Genomic DNA, 26,198 nt, shown 5'->3' on the forward strand with positions numbered 1-26,198 from the left:
CTATGGATTTCGCCTACCCCCTCGCAGGTTTCGCCGTTGGCGCGATCGTCGGTCTGACCGGCGTCGGCGGAGGCTCGCTGATGACACCGCTGCTGGTGCTGCTGTTCGGCATCCACCCTTCGGTCGCGGTCGGCACCGACCTGCTCTATGCGTCGGTGACCAAGGCCGGCGGCACTGCCGCGCACACTTTGCGCGGCAGCGTGGACTGGAAGATCAGCGGCGCGCTGGCCACCGGTAGCCTGCCTGCCGCAGCGCTGAGCCTGCTGGCCATCCACCGTTTCTTCCCGGGCGGAATCGGCGCTGCGGCAACGCTGATCTCGGTCGCGCTGGGCATCGCGCTGCTCCTGACCGCACTGGCTCTGGTCTTTCGCCAGCGCCTCCAGCGCTTTTCGCTCGCGCATTCGGCCTCTGCGCGCGATCCGCGTCAGACCTGGCTGCTGACCGTGCTGACCGGCGCCGTGCTGGGCGTGCTGGTTTCGATCTCATCGGTCGGCGCGGGCGCGCTGGGTGTCACGGTCCTGTTCTTCCTCTACCCGCGCCTGCCGACCGCCAAGATCGTCGGCTCGGACATCGCCCATGCGGTGCCGCTGACGCTGGTGGCCGGCCTGGGGCACTGGTGGCTGGGCAGCATCGACTGGCGCCTACTGGGCAGTCTGCTGATCGGATCGCTGCCCGGGATCTGGCTGGGAAGCCAGCTCTCCGCCAAGCTTCCGGAAAAATTCCTGCGCTCCGCTCTGGCCCTGATGCTTGTTCTGGTCGGGGCCAGGCTGATCACACACTGAACTTCAGATTCGATAGAAAGACAGGCGATGTACCGCTACGACCAATACGACCAGCGCATCGTTGACGAACGCGTCGCGCAATACCGGGATCAGACCCGCCGCTATCTGGCCGGCGAGCTCAGCGAGGACGAGTTCCGTCCGCTGCGCCTGCAGAACGGACTCTACATCCAGCGCCACGCTCCGATGCTGCGCATCGCGAACCCCTACGGCCTGCTCGCGAGCCACCAGCTGAGGAAGCTCGCCGATATCGCGCGCCGCTACGATCGCGGCTATGCGCACTTCTCGACGCGCCAGAACATCCAGTTCAACTGGCCCAGTCTGGAGGTCGTTCCGGACATCCTCGCCGAACTCGCGACCGTTCAACTGCACGCGATCCAGACCTCGGGCAACTGCATCCGCAACATCACGACCGATCAGTTTGCCGGCGTCGCGCCGGACGAAATCGTCGATCCCCGCCCATTGGCCGAGATCCTCCGTCAATGGAGCAGCTTCCACCCCGAGTTCGCCGCTCTGCCGCGCAAGTTCAAGTTCGCACTGAACGGGGCCGAGCACGACCGCGCGGTCGTCCGCGTCCATGACATCGGACTCGAATTCCTGCGCAACACGGCGGGCGAACTCGGCGTCAAGGTCTGGGTCGGCGGCGGCTTGGGGCGCACGCCGGTCATCGGCACGCTGGTTCGCGACTGGCTCCCCTGGAAGCACCTGATCACCTACTGTGAATCCATTCTGCGCGTCTATAACCGCTACGGACGCCGCGACAATTCCTACAAGGCGAGGATAAAGATCCTCGTCAAGTCGCTCGGCATCGAAGAGTTCCGCCGCCAGGTCGACGAGGAATGGGCTTTCTGGAAGGACGGCCCGAGCACGCTGAGCCAGACCGAGCTCGACCGCGTCGCCCGCCACTTCGCGCCGCCCGCCTACGAAACGCTCGCCGACGAGGACGCGGGCTTCACGGCCGCGCTGACCGCGGACAAGGCCTTCACAGCCTGGGTCAAGCGCTGCGTCCACGCTCACCAGCGCCCAGGTTACCGCGCCGTCACGCTGTCGCTGAAGAAGACCGGCGTCGCCCCCGGCGACATCACGGCCGAACAGATGGAGACGGTCGCGGATCTGGCCGACCGCTACAGCTTCGGCGAGCTGCGCGCCTCGCACGAACAGAACCTGATCCTCGCCGACGTCAAACTCGCCGATCTGCCCGCGCTGTGGCGGACCGCCCGCGACGCGGGCCTCGCGACGCCGAACATCGGCTTGCTGACCGACATCATCTGCTGCCCCGGTGGCGATTTCTGCTCGCTCGCCAACGCGAAGAGCATTCCGATCGCCGAAGCGATCCAGAAGCGCTTCGACGAGCTCGACTACCTGTTTGAGCTCGGCGAGATCGAACTGAACATCTCCGGCTGCATGAACAGCTGCGGCCACCACCATGTGGCCCACATCGGCATCCTCGGCGTCGACAAGGAAGGGGAGGAGTGGTACCAGGTCTCGCTGGGCGGCTCACAGGGCAACGCGACCGCACTGGCCTCGGTGGTTGGCCGGGCCTTCCCGGCCGCGCAGATCCCCGATGTGATCGGGAAGATCATCGATGTCTTCGTCGAACACCGCGAAGGCGACGAACGCTTCATTGACGTCGTCCGCCGCATCGGCCTGGATCCCTTCAAGGCCCGCCTCTACGGCAGCACCGCGAACAAGGAGCTTGAGAATGTCTGAGCTGATCAAGAATGGCGCCATCGGCGACGACGAATGGATCCTGGTCCGCTATCCGACGATCCCCGAGGATGTCGAGAAGCAAGCCGGCAAACCCGTGCAGTTCAAGCTGACCGGCGCCGAGGCTGCCTCCGCCGAGCGGATCGCCTCGGTCGAAATTCCGGCGGGCCCGGTCATCGTGCCTCTGGCCGTATGGCTTGCGCGGCGCGCCGAGCTCGCCCCCCGCCTCGCCGTCGGCAAGCTGGGCGTCTGGCTCGCGAGTTTCGAGCTCGTCGAGGATCTAGTCGCTTCGCTCGACGATATCAACGCGCTGCCGGTGATCGCGCTGGATTTCCCGAAGTTCATCGACGGTCGCGGCTTCTCCAGCGCGGCGCTGCTGCGCACCCGCTACGCCTACCGCAACGAGTTGCGCGCGATCGGCGACGTGCTGCGCGATCAGCTCTACTTCATGCAGCGCTGCGGCTTCGATGCCTGGACCCTGCGTGCCGACCGCTCGGCAAGCGACGCGCTGGCGAGCTTCAAGGACTTTTCCGACCCCTACCAGGGCGCCGCCGACGACCCTCAACCGCTGTGGCGCCGCCACGCGCGAAGCTGAGAAGATCATGAGTGAAACCATTTCGATTTTGAAACCGCGCGCGAAGAACCCGGCCACGTCGCCGGTATTGAGCGAAGAACTCGTCACGACGGTCGCGATCCGCCGCACCCGGACCCTCGAGCTGCTCCATGCGGCGATCGCCGAGTTCGGCGAGGATGGCGCCGTCGCTTTCGCGAACAGCCTGGGCGCCGAGGATATGGTCTTGACCGATCTGATCCTCGGCGAGGCGCTGCCGATCGAGATCTTCTCGCTCGACACCGGCAGGCTCCCCCCCGAGACCTATACGCTGATCGGCGAAGTCGAAAAGCGCTACCAGACTCGTCTGAAGATCTACTTCCCCGAGGCTCCGGCGGTCGAGGCCTTCGTGCGTGAGCAAGGCATCAATGCCTTCTACGACTCGGTCGAGCTGCGTCGCGCCTGCTGCGGCATCCGCAAGGTCCAGCCACTGCGCCGGGCGCTGGCCGGCAAGCGCGCCTGGATCACCGGCCTGCGCGCGGCGCAGAGCGCGACCCGCACCGAACTCGCGCCGCGCGAATTCGACTCCGGCAACGGCCTCGAAAAATTCAATCCGCTCTTCGACTGGAGCGAGGAAGAGATCTGGGCCTATATCCGGATCCACGACCTGCCCTATAACGCGCTGCACGATGCGTTCTACCCGAGCATTGGCTGCGCCCCCTGCACCCGGGCGATCGCGCTCGGCGAGGACGTCCGCGCCGGTCGCTGGTGGTGGGAAAATCCCGAAACCAAAGAGTGCGGCCTGCACGTGAAGAAGCCCTGAGCGCCCTCCAGGCATTTCGCTGAAAGCATCGACATGAATTCCCTGCCCCAGAATCCCCTGCCCCCCCTTTCCCACCTCGACTGGCTCGAAGCCGAAGCGATCCACATCATGCGCGAGGTCGCCGGCCAGTGCGAACGCCCGGTGCTGCTGTTCTCGGGCGGCAAGGACTCGGTCTGTCTGCTGCGGATCGCCGAGAAGGCATTTCGCCCGGGGCGGTTCCCGTTTCCGCTGATGCATATCGACACCGGTCACAACTACCCGGAAGTGATCGCGTTCCGCGATGCGCGGGTCGCCGAGCTGGGCGAGCGGCTGATCGTCCGTTCGCTCGAGGACTCGATCGCGCGCGGCTCGGTCGTGCTCAAGTCGCCGACCGAATCGCGCAACAAGCACCAGTCGGTGACTCTGCTCGAAGCGATCGCCGAGTTCGAGTTCGACTGCTGCATAGGCGGGGCCCGCCGCGACGAAGAGAAAGCCCGCGCCAAGGAAAGGGTCATGAGCTTTCGCGACGAATTCGGCCAGTGGGATCCGAAGAACCAGAGACCCGAGCTGTGGAACCTCTATAACGCCCGGGCCTTCAAGGGCGAGAACATCCGCGCCTTCCCGATCAGCAACTGGACCGAGATGGACGTCTGGCAATACATCGCCCGCGAGAAGCTCGCGCTGCCGAGCATCTACTTCGCGCACAAACGCCCGATCGTGCGCCGCGGCGCGCTGCTCCAGCCGGTGACCGAACAGACTCCGGCCCGCGAAGGAGACTTCGTCGAAGAGCTGTCGGTGCGCTTCCGTACGGTCGGCGACATCAGCTGCACGGCACCGGTCGAGTCGACGGCCGCGACGCTGGACGCGATCGTCCGCGAGACCGCGACGACGACGATCACCGAGCGCGGCGCGACCCGGCTCGACGATCAAACCTCCGAAGCCTCGATGGAGCAGCGCAAGAAGGAAGGCTATTTCTGATGAGCTCCCCGACAGAACGAACGGACCGGAACCCCGCGATGGAACATACCCCGAACCAAGACAACGGCCTGCTGCGCTTTCTGACCTGCGGCAGCGTCGACGACGGCAAGAGCACGCTGATCGGCCGCCTGCTCTACGACACGAAAGCCATCCTCGCCGATGCGCTGAGCGCGATCGAGAAGACTTCGAAGAAGCGCGGCCTCTCCGCGGTCGACCTGTCGCTGCTGACCGACGGCCTGCAGGCCGAACGCGAACAGGGCATCACGATCGACGTCGCCTATCGCTACTTCTCGACCGGCACGCGCAAGTACATCATCGCCGACGCGCCAGGGCACGAGCAGTACACGCGCAATATGGTCACCGCCGCTTCGACGGCCCAGCTCGCGATCATCATGATCGACGCGCGCCGCGGCATGCTGACCCAGACCCGGCGCCACAGCACCCTCGCCCATCTGCTCGGAATTCCTCACCTCGTCGTCGCGATCAACAAGATGGATCTGGTCGGCTACGAACAGCAGACTTTCGCGAAGATCCGCGCAGATTATGTAGAGTTCGCCGCCAATCTCGGAATTTCGACCGATTCGCTGCAGTTCATCCCGGTCTCGGCCCTGGTCGGCGACAACATCGTCGACCGAAGCGAAACGATGGACTGGTACGAGGGGCCGACCCTGCTCGAAGTGCTCGAGGCCGCTCCGGTCGCGCACGATGCGAGCCGGGAGGCTTTCCGCTTCCCCGTCCAGTACGTCTGCCGCCCGCAGGCCTCGGACGACCCGGAGCTGCACGACTACCGCGGCTTCATGGGAAGAATCGAGTCCGGCGCGATCCGTGCCGGCGATGCGGTCACCGTGCTCCCCTCGGGACGCGAGTCGCGCATCAAGGCCGTCCATCTGGGCGGAGAGGCGATCGCCTCCGGTCAGGCGGAGCAGTCGGTCACGCTGCTGCTCGAAGATGAAGTCGACATCTCGCGTGGCGACATGATCGTCAAAACCGGCCAGTCCCCCGAAGAGAAGAAAACACTCAACGCAATGCTGTGCTGGCTTGCCGAGGCTCCGCTCTCGCCGGCTCGCAGCTATCTGATCCGCCACACGTCCCGCACCGTCAAGGCCAAGCTCGCCGGTATCGCCTACAAGCTGGATGCGAATACCCAGCAGCAGCTCGCGGCGACCGAACTCGCGATGAACGACATCGCCGAAGTCTCTTTCCGCCTTGCGCAGCCGATCTTCGCCGATCCCTACGCGCTCAACCGCGCGACAGGCGCTTTCATCGTCATCGACGAGAGCAGCAACAACACCGTCGGTGCCGGCATGATCCTCTAAGCCCCACGGCAGGGAAAGGCGCTTACTTGAGGATCCGGGCCTCCTCGGCCCGGATCGTCGTCTCGCTGTCTCCCTGACCGAGCTTGATCTCGACCTGCCCCCGGGCATGGACCTGCTTTCCGTCTGGGGATGTCTTCACGCTCTCGGCGCTGATCCGCGAAACTTCCTTATCCGTCACGACCGCCGCGACAACTCGGCCCTCGTGGAGGATCTGCACCGAGGCGGCGTTCGCGGCGGTGGCAGCGGACAGAATGGCGACGATCAGGATGGGACGGATATTCATGGTGTCTCCCTGCAGAGATGAGCCCTTCGGAAAGGCTCGGTGGCGGACCAGGGTAAATTTAGCCCCAAATCCACAGCCAAGCTGAAAACGAGTGTCAGAAAAGCTTTCAAGCCCGGAAGCCCGCCGCGGCAGCGTAAGATTGCCCGCTCGTCCCCAACGACAGGAGAAGCACATGAAGCTGTACTACGCCCCCGGCGCCTGCTCACTGGCCTCGCACATCGCCCTGGCCGAATCCGGTCTCGCGTTCTCGGTCGAGAAAGTGAACTTGCGCGAAACACCGCACCGCACCGAGTCCGGCGCGGACTTCGCCGCGATCAACCCGAAAGGCTATGTGCCCGCTCTCGTCCTCGACGACGGTGAGCTGCTCACTGAAGGGGCGGCGATCCTGCAGTACGTCGCCGACCAGGCTCCGGAGCGCGGCCTCGCTCCGGCCAATGGCACGCTGGCGCGCTACCGCCTCCAGGAGTGGCTCAACTTCATCGCAACCGAGATCCACAAGAGCTTCGGCCCGATGTGGAATCCGCAAAGCAGCCAGGAAGTGAAGGACGCGACTTGGGCGAAGCTGTCCGCCCGCTTCGACTGGATCGTCGGCGAGCTCGGCGAACAGGACTACCTGCTCGGCGCTTTCAGCGTCGCCGATGCCTATCTTTTCACCTGCCTGAACTGGACGAGCTTCCTGAAGATCCCGCTCACGCCCTGGCCTGCGCTCGTCGCTTATCAGACCCGGATCGCCGCCCGGGCGGCCGTGCATCAGGTCTTGAAGGACGAAGGCCTGCTCGGCTGATCCCGGCCGCCGGAAAGCAAAAAAGCCTCGCGATGCGAGGCTTTTTTCGGGGGCTTGCGCGCGATACGCGCAGGCGCGTCCGGACTCAGACCGAGAACGACGATCCGCAACCGCAGGTGCTGGTCGCGTTCGGATTCTTGATCACGAATTGAGCCCCTTCGAGGCCTTCCGAGTAATCGATCTCGGCGCCGACCAGATACTGGTAGCTCATCGGATCGATCAGCAGCGTCACGCCGCCTTTGACGACCAGCGTGTCGTCGTCGTTGGCGATCTCATCGAAGGTGAAACCGTACTGGAAGCCCGAGCACCCGCCACCGCTGACGAACACGCGGAGCTTCAGATCCGGGTTTCCCTCTTCGGCGATCAGCTCGCGCACCTTATTTACCGCGCTGTCCGAGAAGAAAAGCACTTCCGGAGTTTCGGCTACTGCATCCATCACTCGCTCCTGATTCGTGAGACGCGGATTATGGAACCCAATGTCCCGACCGGTCAAACGACATTGACCTCAATCAATAAAGTAAAGTTCCCGCTCAGGGGAGAACCGGAACCTGCATCAGTCCAGTCGTCTCGGCGAGGCCAAACATCAGGTTCATGTTCTGAACCGCCTGGCCGGCCGCGCCCTTGACGAGGTTGTCCTCGACGACCAGCACGACGACGGTGTCACCGCCCTGAGGCCGGTGCACGGCGATCCGGCAGGTGTTGGATGCGCGCACCGAGCGGGTGTCGGGCGTGCTGCCGGCCGGCATCACGTCGACGAAGGACTCGCCCGCAAAACGCTTCTCGTACAGGGCCTGGACATCGACCTCACGGGTCAGACGGGCATAGAGCGTCGCATGGATGCCGCGGATGGCCGGAGTCAGGTGAGGCACGAAGGTCAGGCCGACTTGCTGCCCGGCCGCGGCGGCGAGGCCCTGGCGGATTTCGGGAAGATGGCGGTGGCCACCGACTCCGTAGGCTTTGAAGTTGTCGCTCGCCTCGGAGAACAGGCTGCCCACTGCGGCCTTGCGGCCGGCGCCGGAAACTCCGGACGCCGCGTCGGCGATCAGCGAGCCCAGGTCGACGACCCCGGCTTCGACCAGCGGCAAGAAGCCCAGCTGGACGGCCGTCGCATAGCAGCCCGGATTCGCGACGATGCGCGCCTTGGCGATCTCGGCGCGGCGCATCTCGGGCAGACCATAGACGGCCTCGTCGAGCAGCGCCTTCTCGGTGTGGGGAATCTTGTACCACTTCTCGAACTCGGCGACGTCCTTGATCCGGAAGTCGGCCGCCAGATCGATGACCTTGACGCCGTGCGCGAGCAGATCGGGAGACTGAGCCATCGCGACGCCGTGCGGAGTCGCGAAGAACACGACGTCGCAGGCGTTCAGGTCGGCCTGTTGCGGATCGACGAAGCGGAGCGGAACGCGCCCGCGCAGACTGGGAAACATGTCGGCCACCGCAGTGCCGGCATCGCCGCGCGAGGTGATGACTTTCAGCTCCACCTCAGGGTGTTGAACCAGAAGCCTGAGAAGTTCGACCCCGGTGTACCCGGTGCCACCAACGATGCCTACCTTGATCATGCTCGTACTCCCGAAAACATAAACACTCCGTTCGGCCGACGATGTAAAAACGCCCCGACTCGCGGGGCGTTTTCGACCGAAACAGCCCGCTCTTACTCGGCTGCCTTGGAGGCCTTGGTGGTCAGCTTTTCCTTGATACGAGCCGACTTGCCCGAACGTTCGCGCAGATAGTACAGCTTGGCGCGACGCACATCACCACGGCGCTTCACTTCGATCGCGGCGACCAGCGGGGAGTAGGTCTGGAAGGTACGTTCGACGCCTTCGCCCGAAGAGATTTTGCGGACGATGAACGCGGAGTTCAGACCGCGGTTGCGCTTCGCGATCACGACGCCTTCGTAAGCCTGCAGACGCTCACGGGTGCCTTCCTTGACCTTGACCTGGACGACGACGGTGTCGCCGGGGGCGAAATCAGGGATGGTCTTGCCCAGGCGGGCGATTTCTTCCTGCTCGAGTTGCTGGATCAGATTCATTTGCGTGCTCCTGTAAAAAACCACGATGGCCTTTGGCCTTCCACGCAGAGCAGGTCGCCACCTGATGCGTGCGTTTATGTCAGGTCGGCGAAGCCGGATCCTGTTTTGCTGCATTCTCCCGCCGGAACTCTTCCAGCAGGCGAACTTCCTCTTTGCTCAGCACCCGGCCCTCGAGGAGATCGGGGCGCCTGAGCCATGTTCTTCCGAGCGACTGTTTCAGTCGCCACCGCCGGATTCTCGCATGATCTCCCGACATCAGCACGTCGGGAACCTCGCACCCCTGGTAGGACTCGGGACGCGTGTAATGCGGGCAATCGAGCAGGCCGCCGAAGAAAGAATCCTCTTCGGCCGATTCCGCGTCGTTCAAGGCGCCGGGCAACTGACGCACCAGCGCATCGATCAGCAGCATCGCCGGCAGCTCTCCGCCTGATACGACAAAATCCCCAACCGACACTTCCATGTCGATACAGCGATCGATCAGCCTCTGGTCCACGCCTTCATAGCGACCACAGACGAAGACCAGCGCCGGCTGAGCGACCAGCTCCATCACCGCTTCGTGATCCAGCCTCTTCCCCTGGGGGGAAAGGTAGACCACGCGAGCGGCCTCGCCAGCCGCTTCGACTTCGGCCTTCGCCGCAGCGATCGCCGCTTCAAGCGGTTCGACCAGCATTACCATGCCGGGGCCGCCCCCATAAGGGCGATCATCGACGGTGCGATGCCGGTCCGACGTGAAATCGCGCGGATTCTGGAAGCTGAGCTGCCAGAGTTCGCGATCGATCGCGCGCCGGGTGATGCCGCTTCCCGTCAAGGCTGCGAACATCTCCGGAAACAGCGTCACCGCAGCATAGCGGCGAAGCTGAACTTCGGCCTTCAGGCTCACCAGTCGGCTTCCCAGTCGACCAGAATGCGCTTCGCGTCGAGATCAACGTCGAGGACGTAGGCGGCGACAAACGGGATCAGCCTCTCGACCTCACCGTCCCTGATCTGCAGCACGTCGTGCGCGCCGGTCGAAACCAGGCTATCGACGACGCCCAGTACGACTCCAGCCTTGTTCTCGACGGAGAGGCCCACCAGGTCGCCCCAGTAGTACTCGCCACTGGCGGTTTCAGGCAGCGCATCGCGCGGAGCTCCGATATAGAGTCCGGCCAGCGCTTCGGCTCCGTTGCGGTCTTCGACTTCCGCGAAGGCGGCAACAATGCCTTTTCCCTGGGCGCGACAAGCTCTCAAGCCGACGGGGCGCCACGCGTCATCTGCGGCATCCGGATCGGAACTGAGCCACCACTTCGGCATCCTGCGCCAGGACAAGGGATCATCGCCAAAGGCTTGAACCCGCACCCAACCCTGAATGCCAAAGGCTTCGGAAATGCGACCGAGTACGATCATCTGCCCGGCCTGTTTTCCGCGCGGATCAGGCTGCAGCCTTGGCGCCTTGCTTGACCAGGCGAGCCACGGTCAGCGACAGCTTGGCACCGTTCGCCTGCCAGTAGGCCAGACGTTCAGTGTTGAGGACGAGCGTTTGCTCGGCACCGGAAGCCACCGGATTGTAAAAACCGACGCGTTCGATGAAGCGGCCATCACGGCTGCTGCGGGAATCGGTCGCAACGATGTTGTAGAACGGACGCTTCTTGGCGCCGCCCCGGGCAAGTCGGATCACAACCATGATAATTATCCTGTACTGACTATTCAGAAAAGCTTGCCAAAATACCAGATACCCGACTTTCCCGCAAGAAGCATGGCACAGGAAAGCCAGCTTGGCGTGCATCCGCCCGCGCACTACGTCGCTCGACGAAGGCGCGTTATTCCCTACAATGGATGGATAGCTCACAACTTGTCACCATGACGCCCACCGACACCGCCTCCGGAATGGTCTCCGGGCTTCTCGACTGGCTGGCCAGCCCTCCTCCGCCCACCATCGCCGAGGAACTCGCCCAGCTGCGACGCCAGCTCGACGCGCTCGCCCTTCCCGGCATCGCGCCCCAGCAGCATCACCGCTGCATCGAGCTGTTCGGCGCGCGCGCGCTGAGGATGGCCGGCGAACTTCAGCCCAGCCTCGTCGAGTCGGGCTTGCCGCTGAGCCGCAACCTGTACACGTCGGCGCGGCAGCTCAGCGAGGCACTGATCACGATTGCCGACGGCTTCCTGCGCACGCTCGCTGCGGCCCGGAACGGGGCGATTCTTCCCCAGCACAGACTGATCGAGAATCTGGCCGGGCGTGGTCTGTTGATGCTTGCCGAAGCGCAGAAAACCCAGGGCCTGGCCGGCGGCGGTCACGCCCACGAGCTGTGGCCTCACGCCTGCGCCCTCTTCGCCGCGGCCGGCCCGGAGTCGTCGCCGATCGGCCCGGACGAAGCGGTCAACAGCGCATCGATCGCATTCCGTCGCCTGCTCGCGCTCGGCGCCCTTCAGCTCGAACGCTTCTCGCAGAACGAGCTGTGCTGGATCAGCACTTACCTGAACCACGCGGCGGAGCAGATCGAAGTCGGTCGCTACGCCCCCGAGCCCCCAACCTCTTACTGGTACTGGCTTGATCCGGGCTCGAACGCCGGCCCCCAGGCCCTGCTGCACGCGCCCGCACCGGAAGGCCAGGACCTGATCTATTTCTCGACGCTGCCGCTGGCGAGACTGATCAACACCCAGCTCTCGCGGCTGGAAGCCGGGCAGCAGCCCAGCGAACTCGAACTTCCCAGGCTCGCCACCGGAGTCCAGCCCCAGACCCTGCTGCAGCGGCTGCGCACCGAATGGACGCAGAAGCCCCGCCGGGAGCGACCGCGCAGCAAGGCCCAGTACCGTGTTCAAGCCTGCACGGGCCTGGACACGTTCTGGAAAGTGCTGAGCGGCCGGGACGGCTCAGCGAAGATCCACGACTGGCAGGTACTCAACGAGAGTCCGGGGGGGTATTCGATCCTCCACGTCGCCACCGGAATCGATGGACTGAGCGCGGGAATGGCCATCGCGCTGAGGCAGGACGAAAACGCTCCGTGGTCGCTGTGCATCGTGCGCTGGATCCGCAATGACAATCCGCTGCAGATCGAACTGGGCCTGCAGCTCGTCTCGACCGGAGCCAGTCCGGTTCGCGTCGGCTTTCGGGGCGGGCGCAACCAGGAAACCCGGATGGTCGAAGCGCTGGTGCTGCCCGCGGCACCCGAGCTGCGCAAGCAACCGGCCATCCTCGCGCCGGCCGGCACCTACACTTCGCGCCGCTTCGCGCTGGTCTCGGATGCGGATCGGGTCTATATCGCGCAGGGACGGCTGCTGAGTCTGGACATGCAGACCGCGTGCGTCGAGCTGTTCCAGTTCGAAATCGACCCCTACCCGATCTGAGCCGGTTCCGCGAGCGCCTGGCGCAGACGCGCCAGCATTCTCTGCAGCTCGTCCCGCCCGCAGGCATCCTCGTCTCTTGACAGCCTTTCGAGCTCTTCGAAGGGCAGCACGAAGCGGGAGAACAAGCGCCCGCCGGTCAGCGACGCCGGCGCCCCGACCATGACCCAGTCTCCGGCGTCCGTCTCGGTCACCCAGCCCGAGGCCCGCATCGCCTCCAGCATCGCTTCGGTCTCCTCTATCCTCTGCCGGCTGATGCGGGCGAGTTCGACCAGAGCGGGCACCCGCTGCTCGCGCTGGGCCTCGATCAGCGCATCGGCGAGGCGCAGCGCAGCATAGAAGCGCCCGGCAACCGTTCCCGGCAGCAGGCGCCGCTCGGCCAGGAAGTCCGGGATCACCGCCGCGACGATCGCCCCGCCCAGCACGACGAGCCACGACGAATAAAGCCAGACGAGGAAGATTGGCATCACCGAAAACGCGCCATAGAGCAGCGTGTAGCTGGGGAAGCGCGCAAAGTAGATCCCCAGCAGGCGCTGCAGCAGCACCAGCCCCAGCGCCGCGATCAAACCGCCGATCAAGGCATGGGCGCGGCGGATCCGCCGGTTCGGTACGGCCCGGTAAAGGAAGGCGAAGAACAGCGTGAAGAGCAGCGGTGGCAACAGCTTGAAGGCACTGTGGCGCAACCACAGCGGTTCATCGACCGCCCCCAGCGAAGCCGAGACCAGAAATGTCGTCGCGGCGATGCTGGCCGCGAGGATCAGCGGGCCCAGCGTCAGCGCCATCCAGTAGATGGCCAGACGCGTCCACAGAGGCCTTGGCCGCTTGACCATCCAGATCGCATTGAAGACCCGGTCTATCGTCAGCAACAGCAGGACCGCGGTCGCGGTCAGCGCCAGAGAGCCGACCAGGGTCAGATCGACGGCCTTGTCGGAGAACTGCAGCGCATAGCTCGCGATCACTTTCCCGGCCCGGTCGGGGAGCAGGTTCTCGAGCAGGAAGGCGCGCAGGGTTCGGCCCAGCCGGGCGAAGACCGGCATCTGCCCGATCACGGTCAAGGCGACCACCAGAAGCGGGACGAAGGACAGCAGCGTCGTGAAGGCGAGGCTGCCGGCCACGGTCATCGCCCGGACGGCAACGAAGCGCTCGAAGACAAGTCGGGCAAAACGCTGGATATCGTGACGGGTCATCGCAGAGATCCCCCGGCCCGGAGCCGGGGGAAGAGAGAATCAGACCGTTCCGGCCTGGGGGTTGAGCTTGATCGCGCCGGATCTGAGCTTGTTCAGCGCGTTCAGGTAGGCCTTGACCGAAGCGGTGATGATGTCGGTGTCGGCGCCCTGGCCATTGACGATCCGGCCTTCGCGCGACAGGCGCACGGTCACTTCGCCCTGCGCGTCGGTTCCGGTCGTGATCGCATTGACCGAATAGAGCAGCAGCGTCGCCCCGCTCTGCGCAACGTTCTCGATCGCGCGAAAACCCGCATCGACCGGACCGCTGCCGGTCGCTTCGCTCCTGCGCTCCTCGCCCTCGACCGCGAGGGTCAGCGCGGCGCGAGGCGCCTCCCCGGTCTCGGAGTGGAAGCAGGCCGAGACCAGCCGGTAGTGCTCCTGAGGCGCGAGCAAAGCCTCGTCCGACATCAAGGCCTGGATGTCCTCATCGAAGATCTCGCTCTTCTTGTCGGCCAGCGCCTTGAAGCGGGAAAAGGCGTGATTGAGCTGCTCCTCGGACTCGACGGGGATTCCCAGCTCGGTCAGACGCGAACGGAATGCGTTGCGGCCCGAGAGCTTGCCCAGAGTCAGCCGGTTCGAGCTCAGACCCACATCCTCGGGGCGCATGATCTCGTAGGTTTCGCGGTTCTTCAGCACACCGTCCTGGTGGATTCCCGACTCGTGCGCGAAGGCGTTCGCACCGACGATCGCCTTGTTCGGCTGGATCGGATAGCCGGTGATGCTGGAGACGAGCTTCGAGGTCGCGATGATCTGGGTCGTATCGATCCCGGTCTCGACTGCAAACAGGTCCGGACGGGTACGCACCGCCATCACGACCTCTTCGAGCGAAGCGTTGCCGGCCCGCTCACCGAGGCCGTTGATCGTGCATTCAACCTGCCGTGCTCCGGCCTGGACCGCGGCCAGCGAGTTTGCGACGGCCATGCCCAGATCGTTGTGGCAGTGCGTCGACCAGACCACCTTGTCGGAGCCGGGCACCCGGGCGATCAGCTCGCGGATCCGCTCGCCCCACAGCGACGGAATCGCATAACCGACCGTATCGGGAACGTTGATCGTCGTCGCACCGGCGCGGATCACCGCATCGAAGATCCGGATCAGGAAATCGGTATCGGAACGGACCGCATCCTCGGCCGAGAATTCGACGTCGTCGGTGAACTGCCGCGCGAGCTTGACCGACGCGATCGCCGCTTCGACGACCTGATCGGGCGTCATCCTCAGCTTCTTCTCCATGTGGATAGGGCTGGTCGCGATGAAGGTGTGGATCCGGCCGCGCGCCGCACTCTGGATAGCCTCACCAGCGGCCCGCACGTCGCGCTCGTTCGCCCGCGCCAGCGAGCAGACGACCGAATCCTTGATGGTTTCCGAGATCGCCCGGATCGCCTCCGCATCCCCAGGGCTCGCCGCAGCGAAGCCCGCTTCGATCACGTCGACGCGCAGCCGTTCGAGCTGGCGGGCAATCCTCAGCTTCTCATCGCGGGTCATCGCGGCGCCGGGGCTTTGTTCGCCATCGCGCAGCGTCGTATCGAAGATCACCAGACGATCTTTCATGGAACTCTCCCAAGTGAATGCGGGCCAGGATGCTCAGGGACGGCGGCGGACGACGCGCCACAGCGCCGTCACATAACCGGACAGACCGTAGGCGACAAAGAGACCGAAGAGCACGCCTTCCGGATAGCTCGATATCGCCAGAAACACCCCGACCATCGCCAGTACGACCGCAAACGGCACGGAACGCCTCAGATTGATGTCCTTGCCGCTCCAGAACGGAACGTTGCTGACCATCGAAAGGCCTGCGAAAACCGTGAAGCCGAAAGCGAGCCAGCGCACATCAGGCCCGTTGATGTGCTGGTCGAGCATGACCCAGACGAGGCCCGCGACCAGCGCAGCGGCGGCCGGCGAAGGCAGGCCCTGGAAGTAGCGCTTGTCGACGATGCCGATATTGGTATTGAAGCGAGCGAGGCGCAGCGCGGCGCCGGCGCAGTAGATGAAGGCGGCGATCCAGCCGAACTTGCCCATGCCCTTCAAGGCCCACTCATAGACCACCAGCGACGGCGCGACGCCGAACGAGACCATATCGGACAGCGAATCATATTCGGCGCCGAACTCGCTCTGGGTGTGCGTGAGCCGGGCGACCCGACCGTCGAGGCCGTCGAAGACCATCGCGACGAAAATCGCCACCGCCGAATGCTCGAAGAGGCCGTTCATGGCCTGGACGATCGCGTAGAAACCGGCGAACAGCGCCGCCGTCGTGAACAGATTGGGCAGGATGTAGATTCCGCGTCGGCGAATACCCAGCTTCGCTTGCGGTTTGGTCGGACGAATCTCGGACATTTTTGATTTCCGGACCTGGCTCTTGGCCAGCCCCTCTGACGGCAGCTCCGGCCACCGGACTGGTTCTGATGCTCGCGAGTGCGGGCCATACCCGCCCCGCGAACGCTGAGGATTGGCGCCGGATCCACGCCAGCCCCGCGTCATGGTACCAGAGGGCTCGTCGCACTTGCAGGGCGGTAAACCCTCAAAAAGAAACGGCCGCTTGCGCGGCCGCTCCCCTGGCAGAACTGACGCTCAGTTCTTGGTCTGATCGACCAGCTTGTGCGCCTTGATCCACGGCATCATGTCGCGCAGCTTCGCGCCGACGACTTCGACCGGGTGCACCGCATTGAGGCGGCGACGCGCCGTCATCGACGGATAGTTGGTGCGGCCTTCGAGGATGAACTGCTTCGCGTACTCGCCGTTCTGGATGCGCTTCAGAGCGTTGCGCATCGCTTCGCGCGACTGGGCGTTGATGACTTCCGGGCCGGTCACGTACTCGCCGTATTCGGCGTTGTTCGAGATCGAGTAGTTCATGTTCGCGATGCCGCCTTCGTAGATCAGATCCACGATCAGCTTCATCTCGTGCAGGCACTCGAAGTAGGCCATCTCCGGAGCGTAGCCCGCTTCGACCAGGGTCTCGAAACCGGTCTTGATCAGCTCGACAGCACCACCGCACAGCACGGCCTGCTCGCCGAACAGGTCGGTTTCGGTCTCTTCGCGGAAGCTCGTCTCGATGACGCCGCCCTTGGTGCCGCCATTGGCCGCCGCATAGGACAACGCGATCTCGCGGGCGCGCCCCGACTTGTCCTGATGGACCGCGATCAGCGAGGGAACGCCGCCGCCCTTCAGGTATTCGGAACGGACGGTGTGGCCCGGGCCCTTCGGCGCGACCATGATCACGTCGAGGTCGGCGCGCGGCACGACCTGGTTGTAATGGACGTTGAAGCCGTGCGCGAAAGCGAGCGCGGCGCCCTGCTTCAGGTTCGGCTCGACATCGCGGTTATAGACGTCGGGGATGTTCTCGTCCGGCAGCAGGATCATGACGACATCGGCGTTCTTGACCGCTTCGGCGATCTCGGCGACCTTGAAGCCCGCCGTCGAAGCCTTGGCCCACGAGGAACCGCCCTGACGCAGACCGACCGTGACATTGACGCCGGAATCGCGCAGATTCTGAGCGTGAGCGTGGCCTTGCGAGCCATAGCCAACGATGGTGACCTGGCGTCCTTTGATCAGGGAGAGGTCGGCGTCCTTGTCGTAATAAACTTTCATGGGTACTCCTCAGAAATTCAGTGAAGAAAACATGCCTGCGGGCTCAGAGCTTGAGCACGCGATCGCCTCGCCCTATGCCGCAGACGCCTGAGCGCACGGTTTCAAGCACCAGATCGCGATCGATCGCGTTGATGAAGGAGTTGAGCTTGTCCTGGGTTCCGGTCAGCTCGACAACATAGCTCGAATCGGTGACATCGATGATGCGGCCGCGAAAGATGTCGGACATCCGCTTCATCTCGTCCCTGTCCTTGCCCGTCGCACGCACCTTGACAAGCATCAGCTCACGTTCGATGTGGGCGGCCTCGGAGATATCGACCACTTTGACCACGTCGATCAGCTTGTTCAGCTGCTTCGTGATCTGCTCGATCGTGTCCCCCGAACCGGTCGTCACGATCGTCATCCGGGACAGCGAAGCATCCTCGGTCGGAGCAACGGTCAGCGATTCAATATTGTAACCGCGCGCGGAAAACAGGCCGGAGACTCGGGAGAGCGCTCCGGATTCGTTTTCCAGCAGCAATGAAATGACGTGTCGCATGTCTTTTTTGCGTGTGGAGAGCAATCGGCATCGCGGAACGGGCTACCCGCGGGTGGTTCCCGCCGCCAACCGGGCCGGTAAGCCCGGCGGCTGATGCCGTCCGGTTCGGAGGGCATCCCGCATGTTCGATTGCAGCGTTACAGGTCCCCAGCGGACAGGATCATGTCGGTAAGACCCTTGCCCCCGCGAACCATGGGAAAAACATTTTCGGTCGGATCGACCTGGAAATCGAGAAAAACCAGATCATTCTTGCGTGAAAACGCTTCGCGTATTGCAGTTTCGACATCGCCGGGCTTGTCCACCTTGAGGCCCACATGGCCATAGGCCGCGGCCAGCTTCGCAAAATCGGGAAGCGAAGACATGTAGGACTCGGAGTAGCGGTTGCCGTGGAAGAACTCCTGCCACTGACGAACCATGCCCAGATAACCGTTGTTGAGGCTCAGGATCTTGATCGGCAGCCGGTACTGCTTGCAGGTCGAAAGCTCCTGGATGCACATCTGTATCGAGCCTTCGCCGGTGATCAGCGCGACCGGCTCGCCCGGATGAGCGAGCTGTACGCCCATCGCCGCCGGCAAACCAAAACCCATCGTCCCCAGCCCGCCCGAACTGATCCAGTGGCGCGGCTTGTCGAACTTGTAGTGCTGGGCCGACCACATCTGATGCTGACCGACGTCGGTACAGACAAAGGCATCGCCGTGCGTGACCTTCCACAGCGTCTCGACGACCTGCTGAGGCTTGATGACCTCGTCGGACGTCTCGTACTTGAGGCTGTCCGTCTGCCGCCATTCCTCGATCTGACTCCACCACGGCGCGATGCGGGCAGGATCCGGCTTGTGCTCGTTCGCTTCGAGCAGCTTGATCATGTCGTCGAGCACATCGGCGAGGTTGCCGACGATGGGCACATCGACCTTGACCCGCTTCGAGATCGACGAAGGGTCGATGTCGACGTGGATGATCTTGCGCGGTTCGGACAGGAAGTTGTCGATGTTGCCGATCACCCGGTCGTCAAAGCGCGCCCCGATCGCGAGCAGCACATCGCAGTGCTGCATCGCGCGGTTCGCTTCGACCGTCCCGTGCATGCCCAGCATGCCCAGGTTCTGACGATCCGTGCCCGGATAACCGCCCAGCCCCATCAACGTGTTGCTGACCGGAAAACCGAGCAGACGCACGAGGCGGGTCAGCTTTTCGGCCGCATCGGCGAGAACCACTCCACCGCCCGCGTAGATCATCGGCCTCTGGGCTTCGACCAGAAGTCCCAGAGCCTTGCGGATCTGGCCCTGGTGGCCGCGGCCAACCAGGTTGTAGGAGCGCAGATCGACCGTCTCCGGATAGGCGTCGAACTCGACTCTCTGCGCCGTCACATCCTTCGGGATATCGACCAGAACCGGGCCGGGCCGGCCGGTTTTGGCGACAAAGAACGCCTTTTTCAGCGTCGAGGCGATGTCGCGAGCGTCCTTGACCAGGAAGTTGTGTTTGACGCAGGGACGGGTGATCCCGATCGCATCGACTTCCTGAAAGGCGTCCTGACCGATGGAGCTCGCGGCCACCTGACCGCTGATCACCACCATCGGAATCGAATCACAATAAGCGGTCGCGATTCCGGTCACGGCGTTGGTGACGCCCGGGCCGGAAGTGACGAGCGCAACGCCCACCTTGTCAGTGGAACGCGCATAGCCATCCGCAGCATGTACGGCGGCCTGCTCATGGCGAACCAGCACGTGACGAATCTTGTCCTGCTTGGACAGTTCATCGTAGATATACAGCACGGCGCCGCCAGGATAGCCGAAGAGGTACTCGACCTTTTCCTCCTGAAGACACCTGATTACAATCTCCGCACCAGTCAAAACCATTGCAGCACCTGAAGTAAACAGAAGAACCCTCGAAAATCAGGGGGAACGCGCATTGTCTGCGCTGCGCAAGGCCAAGGTCAAGGTGATAAATTGCGCGGCCAGGCTCTGCCGCATCAAAAAACGAGAGGTCTTCTCTGGCATCCCGGCTTGAACTATCCGATTTTCTGGCAGGCGTAGAGCGACGAGCTTTCAAGCAGGCTGTCTTCGCGCTGCGCGACGACCAAGTCGCGCTCGATGTCGTCCAGGATGCGATGCTCAAGCTCTCCGAGCGCTACGGCGACCGCCCGGCAGGCGAGTTCCCGCCGCTGTTCCAGCGCATCCTGCAGAACGCGATCCACGACCACTTCCGGCGCAGCAAGGTTCGCAGCCTCTGGACGACGTTGCTCTCGGCATTCGGAGGGGACGACGAGGAGGCCTCCGACCCGCTCGAAGTACTGGGCGCCGAGTCGAACGCGAGCGAACACCAGCCGCCGCCGGATCAGCTCGAACGCAAACAGATTCAAGGAGTTCTGGAATCAGAGATTTCCCGCCTTCCGCCACGTCAACGCGAAGCCTTCCTGATGCGTTACTGGGAAGAAATGGATATAGCCTCGACAGCGGCCGCGATGGGGTGCTCCGAGGGCAGCGTCAAGACGCACTGCTCGCGGGCCACCCACACGCTAGCCGCTGCGTTGCGAGCACAAGGAATTGAGCCATGACCGAACACCTTTTCATGGACCCCGAAGCGCGGGCCGCGACGCGCATCGTTCGCCTCCTCGACCGCGATGCGCCGCTCCCGCCCGCGATCAGCGAACGGCTGATTTCGGCGCGCCGCGCCGCGCTGGACAGACAGAGAGCCGCCAGCGCAAGTCTGAGCCTGGCCGGAATCGGCCGCGAGATTGAGGATTTCTGGTTCCTGCGCGGACGGGCGATGATGATGGCCTTCGCGCTGATCGCGCTGCTCGGAGCCTCGGACTACTGGAGTGAGTGCTTCCGCGCCTCCGAACTCGAAGACGTCGACAGCGCGCTGCTCTCCGACGACCTTCCGATCGACGCATACCTGGACCACGGCTTCGACCAATGGCTCAAACACGAATCTGGCATCGGCTCCTGAGCGCGCTGGCGCTCGCGCTTGTCTGCTCTGCCGGCTGGGCGGGCCCCCTGCCGTCCGCACCGCAGTGGAAGGATCTGAGTCCGGCTCAGCAGAAAGTGCTCGCCCCGCTCGCCCACGACTTCGACACGATGGGCGTGACGCCGCGGATCAAGTGGGCGGGAATCGCGAACCGCTTCGCGACGATGACGCCCGATGAGCAGAAACGGGTTCAGGCGAGAATGCGCGCCTGGACGCGCCTCAGCCCCGAGGAACGCAGCAAGGCGCGTAGCCAGTACCGGCGCTTGCGCAAGCTCCCGGGCGATCAGCGCCCCCAGCTCGGCAAGCGCTGGGAAGAGTACAAATCCCTGCCGGCGACCGAGAAGTCCCGCTTGCGCGCCCCGGATCCCGCGCCGGTCGAGCGCGATCGTTACCAGACGATTCCGCGCGATTGGCTCGCTCCGCCCTATCTGCGCCCGCAACGCAGCGCGCAACCACGCAAGGCAAGCTAAAAAAAACAGGAGCCTCGCGAGGCTCCTGTTTTTTGCTGGATCCGCCCGGCCAGGCTCAACGCCGCTCGCCCCACCACAGCATCAAGGCCGTCAGCATCAGGAAGAGCAGGCTTGGCCCCAGCGCGCTGAACGCGGCCGGCCAGTCGTTGAGGATGCCCAGGTTCGTGAACAGCCCGTTGAGCAGGTGGAAGCTCATCCCGATCAGAACGCCCAGCAGAACCTTGGCGCCGACCGCACCGTTGCGGTGATGGGACATCGAAAAAGGCAGAGCCAGGCACATCATCACGATCGACGCGAACGGATAGGCGAGCTTCTTCCACAGCGCGACCTCGTGCCGCCCGGTCTTCTGGTTGTTTTCCTTCAGATGGCGGATGTAGGGCCACAGCGAGCGCAAGGCCATCCGTTCGGGCACGACCATCACGACGCTCATCATCTCCGGCGTCAGCTCGGATCGCCACGCGAGCTCGGGCAGGCGGACCAGTTCGGTGCGCCCCTCGAGAAAACGGGTCTGCCGGACATCGGCGAGGAGCCAGCCGCGTTTCGCGTCGTATTCGCCGCTCGCGGCTTCGGACAGCGCAACAAGGCGCGAATGATCGTCGAATTCGTAGATCTGCACGCCCTCCAGAGTCCCGCGATCGGGGAGGATGCGTTCGGCGTTGACGAAAAGCTTGCCGTCCCGTACCCAGAAACCGGAACGCAGCTCCTGGGGCAGCGACGAATTCGTACTCTTCATCCGCCACTTCTGGGCGACTCGCTCCAGCGGCGGGGCGACGAATTCGCCGAGCACGAAGGTGGTCGCCGCGAACACGAGCCCGATCTGCGCGAGCAGGATCACCGCCTTGCGCGTCGAGAGGCCGGAGGTGCGCATCACGGTGATCTCGGAGTTGCGCGCGAGCTGGGTCAGCGCGAACAGCGTGCCGATCAGCGCCGCGATCGGGAAGACTTCATAGGCGCGGCTGGGCAAGGACAAGAGCACGAAGATCAGCGCGTGCTTGAGGCTATACCCGGCGGCGCGGCCGATGTCATCGAGTTCCTGGATCAGGTCGAAGAACGCAAACAGTGCGAGGAAGGCCAGCAGGATCAGGCCCGTCGCAGCGAGGATCTCGCGCCCGAGATAGCGTCTCAGGGTTTTCATCGACCCCGGCTCCACGAGAACAGCGCCATCCGTCGGGCGAACAGCACAAAGACAAGGACCGCCATCGCGCCGTGCAGCCCGAGCACGCCCGCCGAGAAACCCAGCTTACCCTGGGCGATCCAGGCCTGGGAGACGCCGAGCAGATTGACATAGGCGGCGAAGATGAAGATCGCAAAGATCAGATTGCCCGCCCGCCCGGCTCGCGGATTGACGAAGGAGAGCGGGATCGCACACAGCGACAGCAGCAGCGACGCCAGAGGCAGACCGACCCGCCAGGCGAGCTCGCCCATATGGACGGGGGTGGGCGTGGCGAGCAAACCAAGGAAGGGCGTCGTCTTGGGCGTCTCCTCGATCGCGCCGACCTCTTTGGCCTCGATCCGGATCGCGTAGCGGTCGAACTGGGTCACCCGAAACTTCGCCGAGCCGGGCTGACCGTCATAGCGGCGGCCGCTGCTCAGCACGACGAAGCGGTCGCCGTTGGGCATGCGCTCGACCGTGCCGCGGGAGGCGACGATCACGCTCTGCCCGCCTTCCTGCCGGGACGCGACGAAGACATTGCGGACCTGCCCCTCGTCCTCGGCGATCGATTCAACGAAGAAGACCCGGCGGCCGCTCGACGCCTCGCGGAAAGTGCCCGGCGCCACTTTCGACACGTCGTCGCGTGCTTCGAGCGATTTGCGGTATTCGGCCGCCTTGCCCTGAGCCCACGGCGACAGGTAACAGGACAGCGCCGCAACGACCGCGACGACCGGGATCGAAAAGCGCAGCACGGGGCCGATCCACGCGGAGAGCGGCAGGCCGCTCGCGAACCAGACGACCATCTCCGAATCGCGATAGACCCGGGTCATCACGATCAGCACCGACACGAAGAGGGTCAGCGCGAGCAGGGTCGGCGAGTAGTTGATGATCGTGAAACCGATCAGCGACAGCACCGCATCGGCGGGCAGACGCCCTCCCGCCGCCTGCGACAGCAGCCGGATCAGGATGTTCGTCAGAAGGATGAAGAAGAGCGCTACGAAAATCGCACCCGCTGTGGTTGCGAATTCCCGCATCGCTGCGCGCTGGAAGACCATGGGTTCAGGTGCCGGTGGCGTTTTGACGATACAGTAGGGAGGCGGGATAATGACCCGCTCTGCGCGCAAGCGTCCATTGCCAGGAGCAATCGATGGAATTTAGCACGAAATCCGCAAGCCCGGAAAAACAGAAAACCGCCTGTCTGGTTATCGGCATCTTTGCCGGCAAGGCACCCGGAGCGATCGCGACCCGCCTGATCGAAGCCAGCGCAGGGCTTCTGGGCAAGATTCTCGACCGCGGCGATCTTGAAGCCAAGGCCGGCAGCACGCTGCTGCTGGCGTCCCTGCCCGGCGTCGCCGCCGAGCGCGTGCTGCTGGTCAGCTACGGCAAGCCCGAAGAATTCAACGACGCCGCATTCCGCTCGGCCGCCACCGCGGCCGGCAAGGTGCTCGCCGGCCTCAAGGCCTCCGACGCCTTCGTCACGCTCGCCGACGTCGAACTCGCCGGCCGCGATGCCGCCTGGCTCGCCAGCCAGACCACCCAGATCCTCGCCGACTCGGCCTACAAGTACGAAGCGACGCTGAGCAAGAAGAGCGAAGAGAAGCGCGGAGTCGCCAAAGTCACGCTGGGCTTCGCTTCCCGCCCCGACGCCAGCATCGAAGCCGCCGCGATTCAGGGTCAGGCAATCGCCTCGGGCCTCGCGCTGGCGCGCGAGCTCGGCAACCTGCCGGCGAACATCTGCACGCCGAGCTACCTCGCCGACACCGCGAAGAAGCTCGCCAAGGAATTCAAGTCGCTCAAGGTCGAAGTCTTCGACGAAGCCGGCATCGCCAAGCTCGGCATGGGCGCCTTCCAGGCCGTGGCCCAGGGCTCGCGCGAACCCGCCCGCTTCATCGTGCTGCAGTACAACGGCGCGAAGTCGAAGAAGGACAAGCCGGTCGTGCTGGTCGGCAAAGGCCTGACTTTCGACTCGGGCGGCATCTCGCTGAAACCAGGCGCGGGCATGGACGAGATGAAGTTCGACATGTGCGGCAGCGCTTCGGTGCTGGGCACGCTGCGCGCGGTCGCTGAACTCGCGCTGCCGATCAACGTCGTCGGCCTGATCCCGAGCACCGAGAACATGCCCGGCGGCTCCGCCGTCAAACCGGGCGATGTCGTCACGTCGCTGTCCGGCCAGACGATCGAGATCATCAATACCGACGCGGAAGGCCGGCTGATCCTCAGCGACGCGCTGACCTACGCCGAACGCTTCGCGCCCGAATGCGTGATCGACATCGCGACGCTGACCGGCGCCTGCGTCGTCGCTCTGGGCAACTTCACGAGCGGCGTGCTCGGCAATGACGACGCGCTGGCCCGCGAGCTGGTCGATGCCGGCACGACCGCCGGCGACCGCGCCTGGCAGCTGCCGCTGTTCGACGAGTATCAGGATCTGATCAAGAGCAATTTCGCCGACATGGTCAACTCCTGCGGCCGCCCCGCCGGCACGATCACGGCAGCCTGCTTCCTGTCGCGCTTCACGAAGGCCTACAAGTGGGCCCACCTCGACATCGCCGGCACGGCCTGGAAGTCCGGAAACGAGAAGGGAGCCACCGGCCGTCCGGTCGCGCTGCTGACCCGCTTCCTGATCCAGCGCGCTGGCGTCTGAGCGAGCGCCCGTGACCGAGATTCGCTTCTTCCACAACGCCGCGGACAAGCTCTCCGCGGCCTGCCGCATCATCGCGACAGCCTACCGGAAGGGCCGCTCGGTCACGGTATACGCGCCGGCGCCCGAAATCGCCGCGCGTATCGACGCGCTGCTCTGGGATTCTCCCTACCACCCCTTTCTGCCCCACGTCGCGGCGAACTCCCCGCTCGCCGGCGAGACGCCGGTGCTGATCGATCCCACACTCGACGCTCCGCTCCATCTGGACGTGCTGGTGAGCCTGGCCGACGCGCCGCCGCCCGGCTTCGAACGCTTCGCGCAGCTGATCGAGATCGTGACCCACGATCCCGCCGACGCCCAGGCCGCCCGGACGCGCTGGCGCCAATACGCGAGACAGGGCTATAAAATCGAATCCAACGACCTGGTGCAAAGCGAAACGGCATGAGTACAGACCCCCTCAGCGGCACGAACGATCCGGATCTGGTGATGGTGAAAGCTGACGCGCTGATCCACCGCCATCACGCCCGCTCGCTGTCCGGCCTCGATAACGACCTGCCCATGCTCGAAGAGGTCCTCGGCGAGGATCTGCCCCTGCTCGAAGACGTTGCCGAGCCGGCCTTCGCGGCCGCACCGCCAGGACAAGCCGCCGCGCCCCTGCCCGCCGATTCGCGGCTCGAAGAGCTCGAAGCCCGCCACGCCGAACAGATTGCGCTTCTCGAAGCCGAGCAGGCCGCAACGCTGGCCCGGCTGGCCCGCGCCGAGCAGGCGCTGGAAGCCGCGACTCACCTCGCCTCGGCGACGAAGATGCAGGTCGCCGAGCAGCTGATCGAGTTCGACGCCCATCTCGCGCAGAACCTCGAGGCCTGGATCAGCCGCGAGCTGCCGCAGATCCTTGCCCGCGAACTGGACGGTCTGCGCGACCGGATCCGGACGCAGACGCTGGCGCAGCTGCATGCGACGCTGATCCCCGAGCTGTCCGAGAAGCTCTCCGAGACTCTGGACGTCGCGACCCGCGACGAATCCAGGCCCTGAAAGCCCTTCGCGGCAGGGCTTCGCGCCCCCTCTTTGCCACAAGCGCCTGAAACTTCGG

General features: G+C 64.5%; 29 protein-coding genes. 14 read left to right on the forward strand and 15 right to left on the reverse strand.

Going from position 1 to position 26,198, the window contains the following annotated elements; genetic code table 11:
- The first annotated feature begins 2 nt into the window (after positions 1 to 2).
- Genes ACHFB9_RS14730 through ACHFB9_RS14755 form a run of 6 tightly spaced genes read left to right on the forward strand, consistent with a single transcriptional unit; the run spans position 3 to position 6,132 of the window.
- A complete protein-coding gene (locus ACHFB9_RS14730) occupies positions 3 to 782 on the forward strand; it encodes a sulfite exporter TauE/SafE family protein (protein ID WP_417068130.1) in 780 nt (259 codons plus the stop codon).
- Positions 783 to 809: 27 nt separating this feature from the next.
- Positions 810 to 2,489, forward strand: coding sequence for a nitrite/sulfite reductase (locus ACHFB9_RS14735; RefSeq protein WP_417068131.1), 1,680 nt, complete (start codon positions 810 to 812; stop codon positions 2,487 to 2,489).
- A complete protein-coding gene (locus ACHFB9_RS14740; protein ID WP_417068133.1) occupies positions 2,482 to 3,081 on the forward strand; it encodes a DUF934 domain-containing protein in 600 nt (199 codons plus the stop codon). Before ACHFB9_RS14735 ends, ACHFB9_RS14740 begins: the two co-directional genes overlap by 8 nt.
- A 7-nt stretch (positions 3,082 to 3,088) precedes the next feature.
- Complete coding sequence (locus tag ACHFB9_RS14745) at positions 3,089 to 3,859, forward strand: phosphoadenylyl-sulfate reductase (protein WP_417068135.1); 771 nt, start codon at positions 3,089 to 3,091, stop codon at positions 3,857 to 3,859.
- 33 nt (positions 3,860 to 3,892) lie between these two features.
- A complete protein-coding gene (gene cysD / locus ACHFB9_RS14750) occupies positions 3,893 to 4,816 on the forward strand; it encodes a sulfate adenylyltransferase subunit CysD (RefSeq protein ID WP_417068136.1) in 924 nt (307 codons plus the stop codon).
- Between the two features lie 38 nt (positions 4,817 to 4,854).
- Complete coding sequence (locus ACHFB9_RS14755; protein ID WP_417068137.1) at positions 4,855 to 6,132, forward strand: sulfate adenylyltransferase subunit 1; 1,278 nt, start codon at positions 4,855 to 4,857, stop codon at positions 6,130 to 6,132.
- 22 nt (positions 6,133 to 6,154) lie between these two features.
- On the opposite strand, the gene ACHFB9_RS14760 is transcribed toward ACHFB9_RS14755, so the two are convergent.
- On the reverse strand, positions 6,155 to 6,415 hold the full coding sequence (locus ACHFB9_RS14760) for a hypothetical protein (protein WP_417068139.1): 261 nt from the start codon (positions 6,413 to 6,415) through the stop codon (positions 6,155 to 6,157).
- 172 nt (positions 6,416 to 6,587) lie between these two features.
- Between ACHFB9_RS14760 and gstA the strand changes: the two genes are divergently transcribed.
- A complete protein-coding gene (gene gstA, locus ACHFB9_RS14765) occupies positions 6,588 to 7,199 on the forward strand; it encodes a glutathione transferase GstA (protein WP_417068140.1) in 612 nt (203 codons plus the stop codon).
- 85 nt (positions 7,200 to 7,284) lie between these two features.
- On the opposite strand, the gene erpA is transcribed toward gstA, so the two are convergent.
- The 6 genes from erpA to rpsP all read right to left on the reverse strand — a co-directional run bounded on the left by erpA (position 7,285) and on the right by rpsP (position 10,888).
- Positions 7,285 to 7,635 carry an iron-sulfur cluster insertion protein ErpA gene (gene erpA / locus ACHFB9_RS14770; RefSeq protein WP_417068141.1) on the reverse strand — a complete coding sequence of 117 codons (351 nt, stop codon included), beginning with the start codon at positions 7,633 to 7,635 and terminating at the stop codon, positions 7,285 to 7,287.
- Between the two features lie 94 nt (positions 7,636 to 7,729).
- Positions 7,730 to 8,758 (reverse strand): N-acetyl-gamma-glutamyl-phosphate reductase, encoded by a 1,029-nt coding sequence (gene argC, locus ACHFB9_RS14775; RefSeq protein ID WP_417068142.1) that lies wholly within the window; start codon positions 8,756 to 8,758, stop codon positions 7,730 to 7,732.
- A 92-nt stretch (positions 8,759 to 8,850) separates the two neighbouring features.
- A complete protein-coding gene (gene rplS, locus ACHFB9_RS14780; protein WP_417068143.1) occupies positions 8,851 to 9,228 on the reverse strand; it encodes a 50S ribosomal protein L19 in 378 nt (125 codons plus the stop codon).
- 79 nt (positions 9,229 to 9,307) lie between these two features.
- Positions 9,308 to 10,048 (reverse strand): tRNA (guanosine(37)-N1)-methyltransferase TrmD, encoded by a 741-nt coding sequence (trmD, locus tag ACHFB9_RS14785; RefSeq protein ID WP_417071401.1) that lies wholly within the window; start codon positions 10,046 to 10,048, stop codon positions 9,308 to 9,310.
- Positions 10,049 to 10,104: 56 nt separating this feature from the next.
- Positions 10,105 to 10,611, reverse strand: a complete 507-nt coding sequence (rimM, locus tag ACHFB9_RS14790; protein ID WP_417068144.1) for a ribosome maturation factor RimM — start codon at positions 10,609 to 10,611, stop codon at positions 10,105 to 10,107.
- Between the two features lie 25 nt (positions 10,612 to 10,636).
- Positions 10,637 to 10,888: a 30S ribosomal protein S16 gene (gene rpsP, locus ACHFB9_RS14795; protein ID WP_417068145.1), complete on the reverse strand. Its 252-nt coding sequence runs from the start codon at positions 10,886 to 10,888 to the stop codon at positions 10,637 to 10,639.
- Between the two features lie 176 nt (positions 10,889 to 11,064).
- Here rpsP and ACHFB9_RS14800 point away from each other — a divergent pair, with 176 nt between their 5' ends.
- On the forward strand, positions 11,065 to 12,549 hold the full coding sequence (locus tag ACHFB9_RS14800; protein WP_417068146.1) for a hypothetical protein: 1,485 nt from the start codon (positions 11,065 to 11,067) through the stop codon (positions 12,547 to 12,549).
- Here the strand turns inward: ACHFB9_RS14800 and ACHFB9_RS14805 are convergent.
- The 6 genes from ACHFB9_RS14805 to ilvB all read right to left on the reverse strand — a co-directional run bounded on the left by ACHFB9_RS14805 (position 12,537) and on the right by ilvB (position 19,736).
- Positions 12,537 to 13,733: a YihY family inner membrane protein gene (locus tag ACHFB9_RS14805; protein WP_417068147.1), complete on the reverse strand. Its 1,197-nt coding sequence runs from the start codon at positions 13,731 to 13,733 to the stop codon at positions 12,537 to 12,539. The two genes, ACHFB9_RS14800 and ACHFB9_RS14805, sit on opposite strands and share 13 nt — an antisense overlap.
- A 39-nt stretch (positions 13,734 to 13,772) precedes the next feature.
- Positions 13,773 to 15,317, reverse strand: a complete 1,545-nt coding sequence (locus ACHFB9_RS14810; protein ID WP_417068149.1) for a 2-isopropylmalate synthase — start codon at positions 15,315 to 15,317, stop codon at positions 13,773 to 13,775.
- A gap of 33 nt (positions 15,318 to 15,350) precedes the next feature.
- Positions 15,351 to 16,100, reverse strand: a complete 750-nt coding sequence (pssA, locus tag ACHFB9_RS14815; RefSeq protein WP_417068151.1) for a CDP-diacylglycerol--serine O-phosphatidyltransferase — start codon at positions 16,098 to 16,100, stop codon at positions 15,351 to 15,353.
- A gap of 234 nt (positions 16,101 to 16,334) precedes the next feature.
- On the reverse strand, positions 16,335 to 17,351 hold the full coding sequence (gene ilvC, locus ACHFB9_RS14820; protein ID WP_417068153.1) for a ketol-acid reductoisomerase: 1,017 nt from the start codon (positions 17,349 to 17,351) through the stop codon (positions 16,335 to 16,337).
- A gap of 43 nt (positions 17,352 to 17,394) precedes the next feature.
- Positions 17,395 to 17,886, reverse strand: a complete 492-nt coding sequence (ilvN, locus tag ACHFB9_RS14825; protein WP_417068155.1) for an acetolactate synthase small subunit — start codon at positions 17,884 to 17,886, stop codon at positions 17,395 to 17,397.
- Between the two features lie 137 nt (positions 17,887 to 18,023).
- Entirely contained in the window at positions 18,024 to 19,736 is a 1,713-nt protein-coding gene (gene ilvB / locus ACHFB9_RS14830; protein WP_417068157.1) for a biosynthetic-type acetolactate synthase large subunit, read from the reverse strand.
- A gap of 164 nt (positions 19,737 to 19,900) precedes the next feature.
- Between ilvB and ACHFB9_RS14835 the strand changes: the two genes are divergently transcribed.
- From ACHFB9_RS14835 to ACHFB9_RS14845, 3 genes are read left to right on the forward strand one after another with little or no spacing between them, the layout of a single operon-like run.
- Positions 19,901 to 20,434, forward strand: a complete 534-nt coding sequence (locus ACHFB9_RS14835; protein WP_417071403.1) for an RNA polymerase sigma factor — start codon at positions 19,901 to 19,903, stop codon at positions 20,432 to 20,434.
- Positions 20,431 to 20,829: a DUF3619 family protein gene (locus ACHFB9_RS14840; protein ID WP_417068159.1), complete on the forward strand. Its 399-nt coding sequence runs from the start codon at positions 20,431 to 20,433 to the stop codon at positions 20,827 to 20,829. Before ACHFB9_RS14835 ends, ACHFB9_RS14840 begins: the two co-directional genes overlap by 4 nt.
- Positions 20,796 to 21,317 carry a DUF3106 domain-containing protein gene (locus tag ACHFB9_RS14845; RefSeq protein WP_417068161.1) on the forward strand — a complete coding sequence of 174 codons (522 nt, stop codon included), beginning with the start codon at positions 20,796 to 20,798 and terminating at the stop codon, positions 21,315 to 21,317. Before ACHFB9_RS14840 ends, ACHFB9_RS14845 begins: the two co-directional genes overlap by 34 nt.
- Before the next feature lie 55 nt (positions 21,318 to 21,372).
- Here ACHFB9_RS14845 and lptG read toward each other — a convergent pair whose 3' ends face one another.
- Together lptG and lptF are read right to left on the reverse strand one after the other, a co-directional pair.
- Positions 21,373 to 22,452: an LPS export ABC transporter permease LptG gene (lptG, locus tag ACHFB9_RS14850; RefSeq protein WP_417068163.1), complete on the reverse strand. Its 1,080-nt coding sequence runs from the start codon at positions 22,450 to 22,452 to the stop codon at positions 21,373 to 21,375.
- Positions 22,449 to 23,504, reverse strand: a complete 1,056-nt coding sequence (gene lptF / locus ACHFB9_RS14855) for an LPS export ABC transporter permease LptF (protein WP_417068165.1) — start codon at positions 23,502 to 23,504, stop codon at positions 22,449 to 22,451. The genes lptG and lptF overlap by 4 nt, the downstream gene beginning before the upstream one ends.
- Positions 23,505 to 23,617: 113 nt before the next feature.
- On the opposite strand from lptF, the gene ACHFB9_RS14860 reads away from it, so the two are divergent.
- The 3 genes from ACHFB9_RS14860 to ACHFB9_RS14870 are packed head-to-tail and all read left to right on the forward strand — an operon-like array spanning position 23,618 to position 26,140.
- The gene (locus tag ACHFB9_RS14860; protein WP_417068166.1) at positions 23,618 to 25,111 is read left to right on the forward strand and encodes a leucyl aminopeptidase; all 1,494 of its coding nucleotides are present in this window, start codon (positions 23,618 to 23,620) and stop codon (positions 25,109 to 25,111) included.
- A gap of 10 nt (positions 25,112 to 25,121) precedes the next feature.
- Positions 25,122 to 25,553, forward strand: coding sequence for a DNA polymerase III subunit chi (locus ACHFB9_RS14865; protein WP_417068167.1), 432 nt, complete (start codon positions 25,122 to 25,124; stop codon positions 25,551 to 25,553).
- Entirely contained in the window at positions 25,550 to 26,140 is a 591-nt protein-coding gene (locus ACHFB9_RS14870; RefSeq protein ID WP_417068169.1) for a hypothetical protein, read from the forward strand. Before ACHFB9_RS14865 ends, ACHFB9_RS14870 begins: the two co-directional genes overlap by 4 nt.
- The last annotated feature ends 58 nt before the right edge of the window (positions 26,141 to 26,198 follow it).

Origin of the sequence: Niveibacterium terrae (assembly GCF_048213115.1) — a bacterium.
GTDB lineage: Bacteria > Pseudomonadota > Gammaproteobacteria > Burkholderiales > Rhodocyclaceae > Niveibacterium > Niveibacterium terrae.

Coding starts and splice junctions, on each gene's coding strand:
- ACHFB9_RS14730 (WP_417068130.1), top strand. CDS start 3: ATGGATTTCGCCTACCCCCTCGCAGGTTTCGCCGTTGGCGCGATCGTC.
- ACHFB9_RS14735 (WP_417068131.1), top strand. CDS start 810: ATGTACCGCTACGACCAATACGACCAGCGCATCGTTGACGAACGCGTC.
- ACHFB9_RS14740 (WP_417068133.1), top strand. CDS start 2,482: ATGTCTGAGCTGATCAAGAATGGCGCCATCGGCGACGACGAATGGATC.
- ACHFB9_RS14745 (WP_417068135.1), top strand. CDS start 3,089: ATGAGTGAAACCATTTCGATTTTGAAACCGCGCGCGAAGAACCCGGCC.
- cysD (WP_417068136.1), top strand. CDS start 3,893: ATGAATTCCCTGCCCCAGAATCCCCTGCCCCCCCTTTCCCACCTCGAC.
- ACHFB9_RS14755 (WP_417068137.1), top strand. CDS start 4,855: ATGGAACATACCCCGAACCAAGACAACGGCCTGCTGCGCTTTCTGACC.
- ACHFB9_RS14760 (WP_417068139.1), bottom strand. CDS start 6,415: ATGAATATCCGTCCCATCCTGATCGTCGCCATTCTGTCCGCTGCCACC.
- gstA (WP_417068140.1), top strand. CDS start 6,588: ATGAAGCTGTACTACGCCCCCGGCGCCTGCTCACTGGCCTCGCACATC.
- erpA (WP_417068141.1), bottom strand. CDS start 7,635: ATGGATGCAGTAGCCGAAACTCCGGAAGTGCTTTTCTTCTCGGACAGC.
- argC (WP_417068142.1), bottom strand. CDS start 8,758: ATGATCAAGGTAGGCATCGTTGGTGGCACCGGGTACACCGGGGTCGAA.
- rplS (WP_417068143.1), bottom strand. CDS start 9,228: ATGAATCTGATCCAGCAACTCGAGCAGGAAGAAATCGCCCGCCTGGGC.
- trmD (WP_417071401.1), bottom strand. CDS start 10,048: ATGTTCGCAGCCTTGACGGGAAGCGGCATCACCCGGCGCGCGATCGAT.
- rimM (WP_417068144.1), bottom strand. CDS start 10,611: ATGATCGTACTCGGTCGCATTTCCGAAGCCTTTGGCATTCAGGGTTGG.
- rpsP (WP_417068145.1), bottom strand. CDS start 10,888: ATGGTTGTGATCCGACTTGCCCGGGGCGGCGCCAAGAAGCGTCCGTTC.
- ACHFB9_RS14800 (WP_417068146.1), top strand. CDS start 11,065: ATGACGCCCACCGACACCGCCTCCGGAATGGTCTCCGGGCTTCTCGAC.
- ACHFB9_RS14805 (WP_417068147.1), bottom strand. CDS start 13,733: ATGACCCGTCACGATATCCAGCGTTTTGCCCGACTTGTCTTCGAGCGC.
- ACHFB9_RS14810 (WP_417068149.1), bottom strand. CDS start 15,317: ATGAAAGATCGTCTGGTGATCTTCGATACGACGCTGCGCGATGGCGAA.
- pssA (WP_417068151.1), bottom strand. CDS start 16,100: ATGTCCGAGATTCGTCCGACCAAACCGCAAGCGAAGCTGGGTATTCGC.
- ilvC (WP_417068153.1), bottom strand. CDS start 17,351: ATGAAAGTTTATTACGACAAGGACGCCGACCTCTCCCTGATCAAAGGA.
- ilvN (WP_417068155.1), bottom strand. CDS start 17,886: ATGCGACACGTCATTTCATTGCTGCTGGAAAACGAATCCGGAGCGCTC.
- ilvB (WP_417068157.1), bottom strand. CDS start 19,736: ATGGTTTTGACTGGTGCGGAGATTGTAATCAGGTGTCTTCAGGAGGAA.
- ACHFB9_RS14840 (WP_417068159.1), top strand. CDS start 20,431: ATGACCGAACACCTTTTCATGGACCCCGAAGCGCGGGCCGCGACGCGC.
- ACHFB9_RS14845 (WP_417068161.1), top strand. CDS start 20,796: ATGGCTCAAACACGAATCTGGCATCGGCTCCTGAGCGCGCTGGCGCTC.
- lptG (WP_417068163.1), bottom strand. CDS start 22,452: ATGAAAACCCTGAGACGCTATCTCGGGCGCGAGATCCTCGCTGCGACG.
- lptF (WP_417068165.1), bottom strand. CDS start 23,504: ATGCGGGAATTCGCAACCACAGCGGGTGCGATTTTCGTAGCGCTCTTC.
- ACHFB9_RS14860 (WP_417068166.1), top strand. CDS start 23,618: ATGGAATTTAGCACGAAATCCGCAAGCCCGGAAAAACAGAAAACCGCC.
- ACHFB9_RS14870 (WP_417068169.1), top strand. CDS start 25,550: ATGAGTACAGACCCCCTCAGCGGCACGAACGATCCGGATCTGGTGATG.